12 protein-coding genes are annotated in these 16,543 nt (G+C 65.2%); 10 read left to right on the top strand and 2 right to left on the bottom strand.

Annotated elements, in window-relative coordinates; translation table 11 throughout:
- The first annotated feature begins 94 nt into the window (after positions 1 to 94).
- The 10 genes from H6B15_RS08810 (at position 95) to vanT (ending at position 13,342) form a co-directional block, all read left to right on the top strand.
- Entirely contained in the window at positions 95 to 709 is a 615-nt protein-coding gene (locus H6B15_RS08810) for a regulatory protein RecX (RefSeq protein WP_204647620.1), read from the top strand.
- A 25-nt stretch (positions 710 to 734) separates the two neighbouring features.
- Entirely contained in the window at positions 735 to 2,078 is a 1,344-nt protein-coding gene (gene rimO / locus H6B15_RS08805; protein WP_204647619.1) for a 30S ribosomal protein S12 methylthiotransferase RimO, read from the top strand.
- A 3-nt stretch (positions 2,079 to 2,081) separates the two neighbouring features.
- Entirely contained in the window at positions 2,082 to 2,657 is a 576-nt protein-coding gene (gene pgsA, locus H6B15_RS08800) for a CDP-diacylglycerol--glycerol-3-phosphate 3-phosphatidyltransferase (RefSeq protein WP_204647618.1), read from the top strand.
- Between the two features lie 90 nt (positions 2,658 to 2,747).
- A complete protein-coding gene (cysS, locus tag H6B15_RS08795; RefSeq protein WP_204647617.1) occupies positions 2,748 to 4,142 on the top strand; it encodes a cysteine--tRNA ligase in 1,395 nt (464 codons plus the stop codon).
- Between the two features lie 112 nt (positions 4,143 to 4,254).
- Complete coding sequence (locus tag H6B15_RS08790) at positions 4,255 to 7,284, top strand: phospholipid carrier-dependent glycosyltransferase (protein ID WP_204647616.1); 3,030 nt, start codon at positions 4,255 to 4,257, stop codon at positions 7,282 to 7,284.
- A 158-nt stretch (positions 7,285 to 7,442) separates the two neighbouring features.
- Positions 7,443 to 8,144, top strand: a complete 702-nt coding sequence (gene vanR / locus H6B15_RS08785) for a VanR-ABDEGLN family response regulator transcription factor (RefSeq protein ID WP_204647615.1) — start codon at positions 7,443 to 7,445, stop codon at positions 8,142 to 8,144.
- Positions 8,137 to 9,318: a sensor histidine kinase gene (locus tag H6B15_RS08780; RefSeq protein WP_243424347.1), complete on the top strand. Its 1,182-nt coding sequence runs from the start codon at positions 8,137 to 8,139 to the stop codon at positions 9,316 to 9,318. The genes vanR and H6B15_RS08780 overlap by 8 nt, the downstream gene beginning before the upstream one ends.
- 135 nt (positions 9,319 to 9,453) lie before the next feature.
- Positions 9,454 to 10,509: a D-alanine--D-alanine ligase family protein gene (locus H6B15_RS08775; protein WP_204647614.1), complete on the top strand. Its 1,056-nt coding sequence runs from the start codon at positions 9,454 to 9,456 to the stop codon at positions 10,507 to 10,509.
- Entirely contained in the window at positions 10,506 to 11,255 is a 750-nt protein-coding gene (locus H6B15_RS08770; protein WP_204647613.1) for a M15 family metallopeptidase, read from the top strand. The genes H6B15_RS08775 and H6B15_RS08770 overlap by 4 nt, the downstream gene beginning before the upstream one ends.
- Positions 11,252 to 13,342 (top strand): serine racemase VanT catalytic subunit, encoded by a 2,091-nt coding sequence (vanT, locus tag H6B15_RS08765; protein WP_204647612.1) that lies wholly within the window; start codon positions 11,252 to 11,254, stop codon positions 13,340 to 13,342. The genes H6B15_RS08770 and vanT overlap by 4 nt, the downstream gene beginning before the upstream one ends.
- A 58-nt stretch (positions 13,343 to 13,400) precedes the next feature.
- On the opposite strand, the gene lepA is transcribed toward vanT, so the two are convergent.
- Together lepA and alr are read right to left on the bottom strand one after the other, a co-directional pair.
- Positions 13,401 to 15,209, bottom strand: coding sequence for a translation elongation factor 4 (lepA, locus tag H6B15_RS08760; protein ID WP_204647611.1), 1,809 nt, complete (start codon positions 15,207 to 15,209; stop codon positions 13,401 to 13,403).
- Positions 15,209 to 16,438, bottom strand: a complete 1,230-nt coding sequence (gene alr / locus H6B15_RS08755) for an alanine racemase (RefSeq protein ID WP_204647610.1) — start codon at positions 16,436 to 16,438, stop codon at positions 15,209 to 15,211. The genes lepA and alr overlap by 1 nt, the downstream gene beginning before the upstream one ends.
- Between the last annotated feature and the right edge of the window lie 105 nt (positions 16,439 to 16,543).

Below are 16,543 nucleotides of genomic sequence, written 5' to 3'. Positions count from 1 at the left end.
ATAATGTCCAGGTCCACCTCGCCGCCGAGGAAACCCCCGCTGCCCCCAAGACCACCGGCAGCGAGGTGGACCTGGACATTATGGTTGACGACTGATGCCCACACTGACCCAAATTTCCGAGACCAAAAAAGGGCGATACGCGCTGTTCTTTGACGGCGAGTTCGCCTTTTCCCTGGATGCGGGCACTTTTGCCGATGCCGACCTGCACCAGGACGATGAGCTGGAACCCTGGCAGATCGAAGAGCTGCGCAAGAAGAGCGACACCCGCCGCGCCCTGGACAAGGCCATGGACTTTCTGGCCCTGCGGGACCACGCCGCCGGGGAGCTGTACGACAAGCTCTGCCGCAAGTTCGACCCCCACAGTGCCGCCGCCGCGGTGGCCCGGGTGGGGGAGCTGGGCCTGCTCAACGACGAGGACTTTGCCCGCCGCCGGGCCGCCGAGCTGCTGCGCAAGCGCAAGAGCCGGCGGGAGATCCTGCTGGATCTGAACAAGAAAGGCATCGACCGGGACACCGCCGCCGCGGTGGTGGAGGCCCTGGGCGATGAGGAGGAAGACCCCGACCTGGCCAGCGCCCGGGCGCTGGTGCAGCGGCAGTATGCCTCCAGGCTGGCCCAGGGCAAGGAACCCCAGGTGGCCGCCGCTCTGGCCCGCCGGGGCTTTTCCCATGCCGTCATCCGCACCGTCCTGGCAGAAGCCCGGGACGAGTGACTTCTTATACCAAAAGGAAACAACCATGACCAAAAACATTGCCATCATCTCTCTGGGCTGTCCCAAAAACCAGGTGGACGCCGACGTCTTCTGCCACGCCCTGCTCAAGGCCGGACACCAGACGGTGGCCGACCCCGCCCAGGCTGACGTGATCATCGTCAACACCTGCGGGTTCATCCAGTCCGCCAAGGAGGAGGCCATCGAGAACATCCTCATGGCCTGCCAGTACAAGCAGCAGAACCCTGACCTGAAGGTCATTGTCACCGGCTGCCTGGCCGAGCGCTACAAGCAGCAGATCGCCGCCGAAATGCCGGAGGTGGATGCGGTGGTGGGCATCGGTTCCAACGCCGCCCTGCCCGCCATTGTGGAGCGGGTGTGTGCCGCCGGGGCCGACCGGCTGGAAAGCTACGGCCCCAAGACGGATATGCCTCTGGGCGGGGCGCGGGTCATCTCCACCCCCTCCCACTATGCCTACTTAAAGATCGCCGAAGGCTGCAACAACCGCTGCCGGTACTGCGCCATTCCCCTCATTCGCGGCCCGCTGCGCAGCCGTCCCCTGGAGGACTGCGTGGCCGAAGCCCGCTGGCTGGCCGGGGAAGGGGTGCGGGAGCTCATCGTGGTGGCCCAGGACCCCACCGCCTACGGCGAGGACTGGGGCAAGCCCGGCGCTGTCTGTGAGCTGCTGGACCGCCTCAACGAGATCGACGGCATCCGCTGGATCCGGGTGCTGTACGCCTACCCCGAGCGCATCACCGACGAATTCATCGCCGCCATGGTGCGCAACAACAAGGTGGTGCCCTATCTGGACCTGCCCATCCAGCACTGCGACGACCGGGTGCTGAAGGCCATGAACCGCCGGGGCGGCCGCAAGGAGATCGAGGACGCCATCACCCGGCTGCGGGCGGCCATTCCCAACCTGACCCTGCGCACCACCCTCATCGCCGGCTTCCCCGGCGAGACCGAGGAGGAGTACGCCGAGCTGTGCGACTTCGTCAAGACGGTGCGGTTTGACCGTCTGGGCTGCTTTGCCTACTCGGCGGAGGAGAACACCCCCGCCGCCACCATGGACGGCCAGATCGACGAGGAGGTCAAGCAGCGCCGGGCGGAGCATATCATGGAGATCCAGGCCGACATCAGTGCTGCCGCCATGGCCGCCAAGGTGGGCAAGACCTTCGAGTGCATCTGTGACGGGGTGGATGACGAGACCGGCATGTATCTGCTGCGCACCCAGGCCGACTGCCCGGAGATCGACGGCAACGTGCTGACCCCCGCCGACACCCCCCTGACCCCCGGCGAATTTTACCGCGTGACCATCACCGACAGCGACACCTACGACCTGTACGGCTATGTGGAATCCGAGGAGGAGTAAGCAATGAATCTGCCCAACAAGCTGACCCTGCTGCGGGTCATCCTGGTTCCCGTCTTCATGGTGTTTGCGGCTTACGGCCGCATCGGCACCGCCGCCTACAATCCCACCGCCCATCTGCTGGCGGGCATCGTCTTTGCGGTGGCCAGCTTCACCGATTTTCTGGACGGTTACCTGGCCCGCAAGTACCACCTGGTCACCGACTTCGGCAAGTTCATGGACCCCCTGGCGGACAAGATGCTCACCACCGCCGCCTTCATCTACATGCTGGTGGACGGCCTGTGCTCTCCCGTGGTGCTGGCCGTGATCATGTTCCGGGAATTCGCCGTGGCCGGTGTGCGGATGATCGCCGCCGGGTCCGGAACCGTCATTGCCGCCAACATGTGGGGCAAGGTCAAGACGGTGTTGCAGATGCTCACCGTGCTGTTCTACTACTTCGTGCCCTTCTTCATGGGCGCCACCGACATCATGGCCTTCGGCCTCATCACTCAGGTGCTGTGCTGGCTGGTGGCCCTGGTCACGGTGATTTCCGGCTGCATCTACCTGTGGCAGAACCGCCGCTGTTTCATGCAGGCAAAATAAGCGGCCCCGGCCCTTGCGCCGCCGCGGCGGCCGGGCTATAATGAAACAGCAGGTAAGATCCTGAAACATTCCCGGAAAGGAAGCTCCGTTATGCAGATCTTTAATACCCTGACCCGCCAGAAGGAAGAATTCATCCCCCAGACCCCCGGAGAATACCGCATCTATGTCTGCGGCCCCACGGTCTACAACTATATCCATGTGGGCAACGCCCGCCCCATGATCGTCTTCGACACCCTGCGCCGCTACCTGGAATACCGGGGCAACAAGGTGTACTATGTCTCCAACATCACCGACATTGACGACAAGCTCATCGCCAAGGGCCAGCAGGAGGGCGTCTCCATGCAGGAGGTGGCCCGCAAGTTCGAGGCTGAGTACATCAAGGATTCCGAGGGCCTGAACGTCAAGGAACCCACCGTCCGTCCCCGCGCCACCGAGCACATCGGTGAGATTATCAAGATTGTCAAGGACCTGGTGGCCTCCGGCCATGCCTACCCCGCCCGCAACGGCGACGTGTATTTCCGGGTCAAGTCCGACCCCGGCTACGGCAAGCTGAGCCACCTGAACCTGGACGACCTGGAAAGCGGCAACCGCGCCCTGCGCAGCCAGATGGACGACGATCTGAAGGAAGACCCGGCGGATTTCGCCGTCTGGAAGGCCGCCAAGCCCGGCGAGCCCTACTGGGACAGCCCCTGGGGCCACGGCCGCCCCGGTTGGCACATCGAGTGCAGCGCCATGGCCCGCAAGCATCTGGGCAAGACCATCGACCTGCACTGCGGCGGCCAGGACCTGATCTTCCCCCACCATGAAAACGAGATCGCCCAGTCGGAGTGCGCCAACGGCTGCACCTTCAGCCGGTACTGGATGCACAACGGCTTCCTGAACATCAACAACCAGAAGATGTCCAAGAGCGCCAACAACTTCTTCACCGTGCGGGAGATTGCCGACAAGTACGGCTATGAGCCCATCCGCTACTTCATGCTCACCGCCGGCTACCGCATGCCCCTGAACTACACGGTGGAGCTCATCGAAAGCTGCAAGAACTCGCTGGAACGGCTGTACACCTGCCGGGACAACCTGGACTTTGCCATCGAGCACGCCCACGGCACCGACACCGCCCTGGTGGAGAAGGCCCAGGCCGCCAAGGAAAAGTTCATCACCGCCATGGACGATGACCTGAACACCCCCGATGCCCTGGCCGCCATCTTTGAGTTCGTCAAGGACATCAACACCCTGTCCGACGCTTCGGACAAGGCCAGCCTGCAGGCCGCCGCCGACATGTTCGACGAGCTGACCGGGGTGCTGGGCCTGGTGTACAACCGCAAGACCTCGGCCATCCCCCAGGAAGTCACCGACCTGGTGGCCGAGCGCGCCGCCGCCAAGAAAGCCAAGGACTGGGCCCGTGCCGATGCCATCCGCGCCCAGCTGACCGAGATGGGCTGGAGTGTGGCCGACACCGCCCAGGGCCCCCAGATCAGCAAGCTGTAATCAAACGTCTATCAGGAATGGGCCGTGCCTTGCAACCAAAGCGCCGCTCATTCCTGATTTGTTTATCCGGCCGGCATGCCGTCCTTCCGGCAGCCGAGAAAGAACAATACTTATGGACAAAACGCGTCTTGAAAACAAAACCGGGTGGAAGAGCTTTCTGCCGGTGCTGGCGGCCGCCTTTGCGGTGCGGCTGGTGCTGGCCGCCGTGACCCAAGGCTACACCTACGATATGTCCTGCTTCATCTCCTGGGGGGAAAAGCTGCTCAGCGAAGGCCCCGCCGCCTTTTACAGCGACGGCTATTTTGCCGACTATCCTCCCGGCTACCTGCCGGTTCTGGCGCTGGTGGCGGCGGTGCGGGGCGTGTTCGGCCTGGCGGGGGATTCCCCGGTCGGACGTGTCCTGCTGGTGTTGGTGCCAGCCTTGTGCGATTGCGGCATCGCGGCGCTGGTCTACCGCACCGCCCTGGAGGGGGTGGGGGACCGGGCCCAGGCCCGGCGCATGGGGGTGTTCACCGCTTTCTGCCCGGCGCTGCTCTTTGCCACCGGCGTGTGGAAGCAGGTGGACGCCGCCTTTGCCCTGCCGCTGCTGGCCTGCTTCTGGCTGCTGGAACGCCGCCGGTACCTGCCCGCGGCCTTTTTGTACGGCGTGGCCCTGGCCATCAAACCCCAGGCCCTGCTGGCCGGGCCGGTGCTGGCCCTCTGCTTTGTGCTGGGGGTGGCCGACGCCCTGGGACAGGGAAGTAAGGCGGTGGCCCGGGCGGTGGGACGCATCTTCGGCGGTGCGGCCCTGGCTCTGGCCCTGCCGCTGGCCGCCGGGCTGCCCTTCTACGGCCCGGTGCGGCTGATTCCCTCCCTGCTGGAAAAGTATATTTCCACCACCTCCGGGTACCTGTACGCCACCATCAACGCCTTCAACTGGTTCGGGGCGCTGGGGGGCAACTGGACCCCGCTGGATTCCCCGGTCTTCGGCCCCATCACCTGGGGCGGACTGGGGGTGTTCAACATTGCGGTGCTCACTTTGGCCGTGCTGGCCCTGGGGGTCATTGCCTGGCGCACCGACCGCCGCATCCCGCTGGAACACCGGCGCTTCTCTCCGCTGCTGCTGGCCGGGGTGTATATGACCGGGGTGTTCACCTTCGGCCACTGCATGCACGAGCGCTACCTGCTGCCCGGCCTGCTGCTGGTGGTGCTGGCGGCGGCCCGGTGGAATGACCTGCGGCTGTTCGGGGCCGCCTTCGGGCTCTCCATCACCGCCTTCCTGAACCTGGCTGCCGTCTACACCCAGGTGGGCACCGACGACGAATGGCTCACCTCGGCCACCAGCCGGCTGTTCACCCAGCTCATCGGCTTTGCCGAAACCGCCGCCTTTGTGCTGCTGGCCTGCACCGCCTGGACCCTGTGCCGCCACGGGCTGACTTCCCCCATGGGGCAGCGGATGAACCGGTCGGAAGGTCGGGTGCTGCATTTCCGCCAGGCGGCCCGGAGCTTTGCGGTGCCCCAAACCCAGCCCCGCTGGACCCGACGGGAAGTGGGGGCGCTGCTGGGGCTGACCCTGGCCACCGCGGTGCTCAGCTTCACCTATCTGGGCAGCCTCACCGCCCCCCAGAATCCTCTGGACGCCACCGACACCACCGCCACCCAGACGGTGACGGCGCAGCAGGACGCTGCCGAACTGTGGGTATATCCCGGCATCAGCACCGGCGGCACCCTGACCGTGAGCCTGGGGGACGGCACGGAACTTTACACCCAGGAACTGGGCTATTCCACCGTTTTCAGCTGGACCTCGGTGTCCATGCAGATTCCGGCGGGCACCACCCTGCAGATCACGGTGCACAACGCCCAGATCTTTGAGATGTCCTTGCGCGCCGCCGACGGCACCCCGGTGGCGGTGGAGGGCGGCGGGGCCCTGTTCGACGAGCAGGACGCCGTGCCCGAAACCATCAGCCAGTTGAACAGCATGTATTTTGATGAAATCTACCACGGGCGCACCGGGTACGAGATGCTCCACGCCCTGCCGGTGTACGAGACCACCCATCCGCCCCTGGGCAAGGATTTCATCATGGTGGGCATTGCCCTCTTCGGTATGACCGGCTTCGGCTGGCGGTTCTCCGGCACCCTGTTCGGGGTGCTGCTGGTGCCGCTGGCCTGGTGTTTCGGCCGCCGCCTCACCCGCCGGGTGTGGGCGGGGGCCCTGGCGGGAGCCCTGCTGGCGCTGGACTTCATGCGCTTTGCCCAGAGCCGCATTGCCACCATCGACATTTACGGTACCTTCTTCATCCTGCTGGGCGCCTACTTCATGGTGTGGTACTGCCAGAGCGTGCTGGAAAAGGGGGTCCTGAAATCCCTGCTTCCCATGGCCCTGGGCGGGCTGGCTTTCGGGCTGGGCTGCGCCTCCAAGTGGACCGGCATCTATGCCGGGGCGGGGCTGGCCATCCTCTACCTGGGGGTGCTCTACGCCCGGTGGAAACAGCAAAAACCCGGTTTCTGGCGGGAATTCCGCACCGCCGCTTTGGGCGGGGTCATGTTCTATGTGCTGCTGCCCTTTGTGATCTACCTGGCCTCCTATCTGCCCTACCTCTGGCGGGACCCCTCCTTCGGCCTGCAGGACTGGTGGGACTGCCAGCAGTATATGTTCTGGTATCACTCCACCCTGGAAGCCACCCATCCCTTTGAAAGCCGCTGGTATACCTGGCTGCTGGACCTGCGCCCGGTGTGGTATTACCAGAACACCTATCTGCCGGCGGGCCTCAAGGCCAGCATTGCCGGCATGGGCGGCCCGGTGATCTGGCTGGTGGGTCTGGCCGCCATGCTGCTGCTGTACTGGCGGCAGTGCAGCGGCCGGGGCACCCGCACCGGTATGGGGGTGCTGATCCTCTACGCCACCCAGCTGGTCCCCTGGATGCTGGTGGCCCGGTGCACCTTCCTGTACCACTACTTCCCCAGCTCCATCTTCTGCCTGGCGGCCATTGTGCTGGTGCTGGGCGGCGCCCGGGACCAGAAACTGGCCAAGCGCATCGGTGTGGGGCTGGTGGCGGCCTCCCTGGTGCTGTTTGTGTGGTATTACCCCGTATTGTCCGGCCTGCCGGTGCCGGAATTCTGGGCCCGCAGCCTGGAAATTCTTCCCAGCTACGGATTTTATTAAGTCAGATACGGCGGCTCCTGCCTTCGGGCGGGGGCCGCTTTGTCGTTTCTGCACAGCATTCCCGATTGTAAACACTGGGCCGCCGTTGTTGGCGGCGGCAGGAAAGCTATGGTATAATATTCCCAAAATGCCGTGAGAGACAAGGGGGACAGAACCGCATGCCGGATATTCTGGTGGTGGATGACGAACAGGAAATTGCCGATCTGGTGGGGGTGTACCTGCGCAACGAAGCCTTCACGGTGCGCACCGCCGCCACCGCCGCCCAGGCGCTGGAGGCCATCCGGCAATCCCCGCCCGACCTGGCGCTGCTGGACGTGATGCTGCCGGATATGGACGGCTTTGCGTTGTGCCAGCAGATCCGGCGGGACTATCTCTTTCCCATCATCATGCTCACCGCCCGGGTGCAGGATATGGACAAGATCACCGGTCTGACCCTGGGCGCGGACGATTATATCACCAAGCCCTTCAATCCCCTGGAGCTGGTGGCCCGGGTCAAGGGCCAGCTGCGGCGCTACATCCGCTACAATCCCGCCGGCACCGCCGCCCCGGCCACCGCCGAACCGGAGGAATACGACCTGCACGGGCTGACCATCGCCAAAAATTCCCACAAATGTACCCTGTACGGCAAGGAGGTGGCCCTGACGCCCCTGGAGTTCTCCATCCTGTGGTATCTGTGCAGCCACCACGGCAAGGTGGTCTCCAGCGAGGAACTGTTCGAGGCCGTCTGGGGCGAAAAATACCTGGACAGCAACAACACCGTGATGTCCCACATCGCCCGCCTGCGGGAAAAACTGGGCGAAGCGCCGCGGCATCCCAAATTCATCAAGACCGTGTGGGGGGTGGGGTACACCGTTGAATAACCTGTTCCGAAACTGGCGCGATTTCCGCCGCCGGCAGCGGCTGCCTTACTACGGCCGCAGCCCCATGGGCATGCTGGCCCTCTACCTGCTGGCCATGCTGGGGGTGGTGCTGGGCACGGCCCTTCTCTTTTTTGTGGGATATGCGCTATACCGCGCCATTCAGGACCTGTACTGGTCCAGTCTGGTATCCGCCACTATGTTTCCTTTCCAGATGCTGCTGTGGGGAATCTACAACGTGGCGCGGTTTGTGCGGGACACCGCCTTCTTCCTGGTCTGGATGCTGCTGGCCCTGGGCTGGATGGCGGTGACCTATCTCTTTCTGCGGTGGGGACAGCGGGACCTGAGCAAGGTCATTGCCATGGCCGACCGCCTGACCGACCCCGCCAAGGGAGAGATCGAACTTCCCCCCGCCCTGGCGGAAGCGGAAGTGCGGCTGAAACTGGCCCGGCAGAAAGCCCTGACCGATGCCGCCGCCGCCCGGGAAGCGGAGCAGCGGAAAAACGACCTGATCATGTACCTGGCCCATGACCTGAAAACCCCGCTGACCAGCGTCATCGGCTATCTGACCCTGCTGCAGGACGAACCCCAGATCAGCCCCGAACTGCGGGCCCGGTACACCGGCATCGCTCTGCACAAGGCCCAGCGGCTGGAAGACCTGATCAACGAATTTTTCGAGATCACCCGGTTCAACCTCTCCCACCTGGAACTGGACACCCAGCCCGTGGACCTGAAACGGTTGCTGGAACAGGTGGCCAGCGAGTTTGAACCGGTGTTCCGGGAAAAGGAGCTGACCTGCACCCTGGACCTGCCCGCCGAACTGCGGTGCGAGGGGGACCCGGACAAGCTGGCCCGGGTGTTCGACAACCTGCTGCGCAACGCCGAGCACTACAGCTTTCCCCACACCGAGGTGCGCATCCGGGCCCGGCAGGGGGAGGACGCCGTCACCCTGCAGTTCACCAATGCAGGGCGCACCATCCCGCCGGAAAAGCTGGACCGGCTGTTCGAGCAGTTCTTCCGGCTGGATTCCTCCCGCGGGACCTCCTCCGGCGGGGCTGGGCTGGGCCTGGCCATTGCCCGGCAGATCGTCCAGGCCCACGGGGGCGGCATCCAGGCCGAAAGCGCCGACAACACCATTACCTTTACGGTCACCCTGCCCGCCGCAAGAAAATCGTAAGATTTTTGCAGGAAAATCACAAACCCGCCGCAAGGCGGTCCGCAAATACCCCGCGCCCTGTTTTGCTACCATAAAGGAGCAAGGCAGGGCGCTTTGTCTTGGCAAAATTTCCGCGTCCTGCAAGGAGGAATCCCCATGCATGCACGCAAAATCCTGGTGTTTTTCGGCGGCTGCTCCACCGAATACGCCGTTTCCCTGCAATCGGCGGCGGCCGTGCTGGAAAATCTCGACCCCGCCCGCTGGGCCCCGGTGCCGGTGGGCATCACCCGGACAGGGGCCTGGTATTATTACACCGGTCCGCTGGCGGCCATCCCCGCCGATACCTGGCACCGGGACGCCGCCCACTGCGCCCGCTGCACCCTGGACGCCACCCGGGGTGCGGGGGCACTGTGGCTGGCCGACGGCCGCCGTATCTCCTTTGACGCGGCTTTTCCGGTGCTCCACGGCAAAAATGGGGAGGACGGCACCCTGCAGGGCCTGCTGGAACTGGCCGGGGTGCCCCTCATCGGCTGCGGCTGCCTGGCGGGGGCGCTGTGCATGGACAAGGACCGGGCCCACAAGCTGGCCGCCCTGGCCGGGGTGGCGGTGCCCCAAAGCGCGGTGTTTCACCGGGGCGCGGACCTGACCGAAATTCAGGCCGCCGCGGAATCCATCGGCTGGCCGGTCTTCGTCAAGCCGGTGCGGGCAGGGTCCTCCTTCGGCATCAGCCGGGTGGAAAACCCCGAGACCCTGGCCCCGGCGGTGGAGGAGGCCTTCCGCCACGACGACGAGCTGGTTCTGGAGGAGACTATCCCCGGCTTTGAGGTGGGCTGCGGGGTCATGGGTAACCCCGGCGGGCCGCTGACCGTGGGGGCGGTGGACGAGATCGAGCTGGCCCCCACCGACGTGCTCTTCGACTACACCGAAAAATACACCCTGCGCCATTCGGCCATCCACTGCCCCGCCCGCATCCCCGAAGAAACCGCCGCCCGCATCCGGGACGCCGCCAGAACGGTCTACCGGGCCCTGGGCTGCCGGGGCTTTGCCCGGGTGGACCTGTTCCTGACCCCGGCGGGGCGCATCGTCTTCAATGAGGTGAACACCATCCCGGGGCTGACCTCCCACAGCCGGTTCCCCGCCATGATGAAACAGGCGGGGTACACCTTCCCGGCCCTGCTGGACAAGCTGGTGGAACTGGGGGTGGAAGGATGAGGCCCGCCGAACTGCATCTGACCGCCGCCGGGGCCCGCAAAGGCAGCCTGATTCTCGTCAACCGGGACCATCCCTTGCAGGGGGAGCTGTTTCCCGACCTGGTGCCGCTGCAGGGCGGTTGGCCGGACCAGCACCTGGACCGCACCGCCGCCCGGATGCTGGACGCGGCCATCCGGGCGGTGCAGGGGACAGGACAGATCCTGCCGGTGTCCGGCTGGCGCAGCCAGGACGAACAGCAGGCCATCTGGAACAGCTCCCTCACCGACCATGGCCCCGACTTTACCGCCCGGTATGTGGCCCGGCCGGGGTGCAGCGAACACCAGACCGGCCTGGCGGTGGACCTGGCCCTGTGCGCCGAGCACATCGACTTTATCCGCCCCGAGTTCCCTTATGACGGGGTGTGCGGGACCTTCCGCAAGGTGGCGGCACGGTACGGCTTTATCCAGCGGTACACCGAGGAAAAGCAGGACAAAACCGGCATTGCTGCCGAACCCTGGCATTTCCGGTATGTGGGGGTTCCCCACGCCGCCATCCTCACCGAAGCGGGCCTTTGCCTGGAGGAGTACCCGGCTTTTCTGCGGCAGGCGCCCCGGGTGGTCCGGCTGGAAAACGGCCGCCGGGTGCAGGTGAGCTATCTGCCCTGGACCGGCACCGAAACCCGCCGCCCGGCCCCCGGCGCCTGCTGGCAGCTGTCCGGCACCAACGAGGGCGGCTTCATTCTGACGGTGTGGGAGGGGGAAGCATGACCAGACAAGGCTTTCCCGCTCTGGATCGGTTCCGCCTGGCGGCCGCCGTGCTGGTGGTGGCCATCCACACCGGTCCCCTGGGGGATTTCTCTCCCCTGGCGGACCTGTGGCTGACCCGGGTGCTGGCCCGGGTGGCGGTGCCCTACTTTGCCATGGTCAGCGGGTATTTTCTGGCCCGGAACCATTGGCAGGGGACCACCCGGTTGTGGCGGCACACCCTGGTGCTATACGCCGCGTCGGTTCTGCTGTACCTGCCCCTGAACCTTTACGCGGGCAACCCGGTGGGGGTGCGGGCTCTGGTGTTCAACGGCACCTTCTACCATCTGTGGTACCTGCCCGCCCTGCTGTTGGCTTTGCCCATCGCCCGCCTGCTGGCCCGCGGGGAACGCGGGGGGCTGGCTGCGGCGGGGGTACTCTACCTCATCGGCCTGGGCGGGGACAGCTACTACGGCCTGGTAGGACAGCTGCCGGGGCTGGGGGACTTCTATAAAGGTGTTTTCACCCTCTGGGACTACACCCGCAACGGTCTGTTCACCCTGCCGGTGTTTCTGCTGCTGGGGGCTGCTTTTGCCGCCCGGCCGGTGCCGGATGCCCGCTCCGGTGCCCGCCTGACCCTGCTGGGGCTGGGGGCCATGACGGTGGAAGCCTTTGTGCTGCATGGGACCCATATTCCCCGGCATGACAGTATGTACCTCTTTCTGCCCCTGACCATGTGGGGGCTGTTCGGCCTGCTGCTGGCCGTGAACGGCGGGCAGGACCGGGCAGTGCGCCGCACCGCCACCCTGGTGTACATCCTGCACCCCTGGTGCATTGTGGTGGTGCGGGTGGGGGCCCGATTTTTCGGCCTTTGGGACCTTCTGGTGGAAAATTCCCTCCTCCACTTCGTGGCGGTGGTACCCCTGAGCGTGGCCCTGGCCTTTGTGCTGCAATCTCTCACAAACCGCCGGTCCCTGCCCCCGGATGCCCGGGCCTGGCGGGAGATCGACCTGGATGCCCTGCGTCAGAATACCGCCCTGCTGCGGGAAACCCTGCCTGCCTCCTGTGCACTCATGGCGGTGGTCAAGGCGGACGCCTACGGCCACGGCGCCGTGCCGGTGGCCCGGACTCTGCGGCGGGAAGGAGTGCGGCTGTTCGCGGTGGCCTGCCTGGCCGAGGGCATTGCCCTGCGCAGAGCGGGCATCCGGGACAGGATCCTGATTCTGGGCTGGACCGACCCCGCCCAGGCGCCGTTGCTCCGCCGGTGGAAGCTCACCGCCACGGTGGCGGACGCGGAACACGGCCGGGCGCTCTCCGCCCAGGGAGTGTCGGTGCGGGTGCATCTGGCTGTGGATACGGGTATGCACCGGCTGGGCATCCCGGCGGAGGAGATCGGAACCCTGGCGTCGCTGTTCGCCCTGCCCAACCTGCGGGTGACGGGGGTGTACAGCCACCTGTGCACCGCCGACGGATCCGCGGAAAATGACCGGGCGTTTGCCCGGCGGCAGGCCGAAACCTTTGCCCACACCCTGGCCATGCTCCGGGGTCTGGGCCTGGACCCCGGCCTGACCCACCTGCAGGCCAGCTATGGCATCCTCAACCCTGCCTGCGTGGTGGGACTCGCCTTCGGGGCCGCCCGGCCGGGGCTGGTCTTGTACGGGGTGTACAGCGATACCGCCAAGGTGGAGCATCCTCTGCCCCTGCGGCCGGTGCTCAGCCTGCGGGCCCGGGTGGCGGCGGTGCACCGTGTTCCGGCGGGGGAGGGGGCAGGGTATGGCCTGGCCTTCACCGCCCGGCGGGACACCTGCCTGGCCGTGCTGGCCATCGGGTACGCCGACGGTCTGCCCCGGGATTATGCCGCCAAAGGGGGCGTGGTGCTGCTCCACGGTGCCCGCTGCCCGGTGGTGGGGCGGGTGTGTATGGACCAGATGCTGGTGGATGCCACCGACCTGCCCGCCGCACCGAAAGCGGGGGAGACCGCCACCCTCATCGGCACCGACGGCGCCGAAACCCTGCACGCGGAGGAGGTGGCCGAAACCTGCGGCACCATCACCAACGAACTGCTCTCCCGCCTGGGGCCCCGGCTGGGCCTGCAGGTGCTGCATCCATAAAAGAAAAGCGCCGGGCGCTTTCCCAAAACAGGGAAGCGCCCGGCGCATATTTGTATCATCAGGAATCGGAATCCAGCTTGAGCACGGCGGTGAAGGCCTCGCTGGGCAAGGTCACGCTGCCCAGCTGGCGCATCTTCTTTTTGCCGGCTTTCTGCTTTTCCAGCAGCTTCTTTTTGCGGGTGATGTCGCCGCCGTAGCACTTGGCCAGCACGTCCTTGCGCATGGCCTTGACCGTTTCGCGGGCGATGATCTTGCCGCCCACCGCCGCCTGGATGGGAATTTCGAACAGCGCGCGGGGGATGTTCTCCTTCAGCTTTTCGCAGATACGGCGGCCCTTGGCGTAGGCGTTGTCGCTGAACACGATCATGGACAGCGCGTCCACCGGTTCGCCGTTGAGCAAAAAGTCCAGCTTAACCAGGTTGGACTGGTGCCAGTCCTCCCACTCGTAGTCGTAACTGGCATAGCCGCGGCTGCGGCTCTTGATGGCGTCAAAGAAGTCATAGACGATCTCGCCCAACGGCAGCTGGTAGTGCAGGTCCACGCGGGTTTCGTCCATATATTTCATGTCCACCAGAACGCCCCGCTTCTGCTGGCACAGGTCCATCAGCGGGCCCACGTAGTCGTTGGGGGTGTAGATGTGGGCGTTGACGAAAGGCTCCTCCGCTTTCTCGATGCGGGTGGGGTCGGGGTAGGCGGAAGGATTGTCGATGATCTCCACCGTGCCGTCGGTCAGGGTCAGGCGGTACTGAACGCCGGGGGTGGTGGTGATCAGGTCCAGGTCAAACTCCCGCTCCAGACGCTCGGTGATGATCTCCATGTGCAAAAGACCCAGGAACCCGCATCGGAAGCCAAAGCCCAGAGCCGCACTGGTCTCGGGCTCAAAGCTCAGGCTGGCGTCGTTGAGCTGCAGCTTTTCCAACGCGTCCTTCAGGTCGGGGTAGTCGGCGCCGTCGGCGGGGTAGATGCCGCAGAACACCATGGGCGTCACCTTGCGGAAACCGGGCATGGGTTCGGCGGTGGGGTTGTTGGCCAGGGTGACGGTGTCGCCCACCCGGGTGTCCCGCACCGTCTTGATGCTGGCGGTCAGGTAACCCACCTCGCCGGCTTTCAGGCAGTCGCAGGGGGCCAGGGCGGTGGCGCCCATGTGGCCCACCTCCACCAGCTGGAACTGGGCGCCGGTGTGCATCAGCTTGATGGTGTCGCCGGGGCGCACGGTGCCCTCAAACACCCGGATATAGACGATGACGCCCTTGTAGCTGTCGTACACGCTGTCGAAGATCAGGGCTTTCAGGGGGGCGTTCTCATCCCCCTGGGGGGCGGGAATGTCCTGCACCACCCGTTCCAGCACGTCCTTGATGCCGATGCCCAGCTTGGCGGACACCCGAGGGGCATCCTCACAGGGCAGGCCGATGATGTCCTCCACCTCCTTGGCGGCGGTGTCGGGGTCGGCGCTGGGCAGGTCGATCTTGTTCAGGATGGGCACCACTTCCAGGTTGTGGTCGATGGCCATATAGCAGTTGGCCAGGGTCTGGGCTTCCACGCCCTGGCTGGCGTCCACCACCAGCACGGCGCCCTCGCAGGCCGCCAGGCTGCGGCTGACCTCGTAGGAAAAGTCCACGTGGCCCGGGGTGTCGATGAGGTTGAACATATAGGTCTTGCCGTCATCGGCCTTGTAATGCATGGTCACGGCCCGGGCCTTGATGGTGATGCCGCGCTCCCGTTCCAGCTCCATGTCGTCCAGGATCTGGTCTTCCATGGTGCGTTTGTCCACGCTGTCGGTCAGTTCCAGAATACGGTCGGACAAGGTGCTCTTGCCGTGGTCGATGTGTGCAATGATGCAGAAATTGCGGATGGAATCCTGTGCCATTAACCTTCCTCCAAGTTGTTCCAGATGCTGACCGGCTGCCCGCCTTGCATATACAGGCGGGGCACCCGGCGGGAAATGCCGCACACCACCTCATAGTTGATGGTGCCGGCCTTTTGTGCAATGGTGTCCACGGTATCGGCGCCGCCGGGGCCGAAGACGGTCACCTCGTCCCCCATGGCGGCCTCGGGAATGTCGGTCACATCAATGACCGTCTGGTCCATGCAGACCCGCCCCAGCACCGGGGCAGCCTTGCCGTGGACTGTCATCACCCCGCCCCCGGCGCTGCCGGACAACAGGCGAGGATACCCGTCGGCGTAGCCCACGCTGACGGTGGCCACCCGGCGGGGAGCCTCGGCGGTGTAGGTGCGGCCGTAGCACACCGACTGCCCGCCCTGCAACGTCTTGACCTGGGTGATGACGGTTTTCAGGGTCATCACCGGGCGCAGGGCATCAAACTGCACCTGGGGGCTGGGGTTCAGCCCGTACAGGATAATGCCTGCCCGGGTCATCCCGGCCCGCCATTCGGGGTGGCGCAGCTGGGCCGCGCTGTTGGCGCAGTGGGTGGTGCCGGTGTCGTGGCCGTGGGCCCGCAGGGCTTCCAGGGTGCGCACAAACAGGGCGTGCTGTTCCTCGGTGTAGCTTTCGTCGTCGGGCTCGGTGCTGTCCGCCACCGCAAAGTGCTGGAACACCCCGGTGATGTGCAGCCCGGGCAGAGCGTAGCAGCGCTCCATCTCTTCCAGAGCCTGTTCAAAGCCCGACCGCACCGCAAAGCCGATGCGTCCCATGCCGGTGTCCACCTTCAGGTGGCAATCCACCGTCACCCCGGCATCCACCGCCGCCTGGGACAAGGCAACGGCGTATTCATGGGAGAACAGCGCCTGGGTGATGTGGCTGTTTGCCAGGTCGGCGGCAAAGGCCGGGGAGGTGTAGCCCAGGATCATCACCGGGCGGGTGATGCCGTGGCGGCGCAGATGCCGGGCCTCGCCCAGGCAGCTCACCGCAAAACCCGCCACCCCGGCGGGTTCCAGGGCCCGGGCTACGGCCACGGCGCCGTGGCCGTAGGCGTCGGCCTTGACCACCGCGCACACCGGTCCGCCCACCTGACGGTGGATATATTCATAGTTGGCCCGCAGGGCGTCGAGGTCGATCTCGGCCCAGCAGTGCTTTTCAAAACGATCTGTGTTCAACCCTACCACCTCGATATCATCGGGATGCCTGTTTCTGGCCATATACCTTACTATTATATCACATACCGCCCCGTTTGAGAAGTGTGCGGACAGGCAGCTGCAAACCCGAAAATGCCATAAAAGAAAACAGGAGAAAACGAGAGTAAA

Source organism: Gemmiger formicilis (assembly GCF_016900095.1).
GTDB classification, from domain to species: Bacteria; Bacillota; Clostridia; order Oscillospirales; family Ruminococcaceae; genus Gemmiger; species Gemmiger formicilis_A.
The sequence above is the reverse complement of the archived record's forward strand: the minus strand, read 5'-3'. Positions and strand labels throughout refer to the sequence as shown.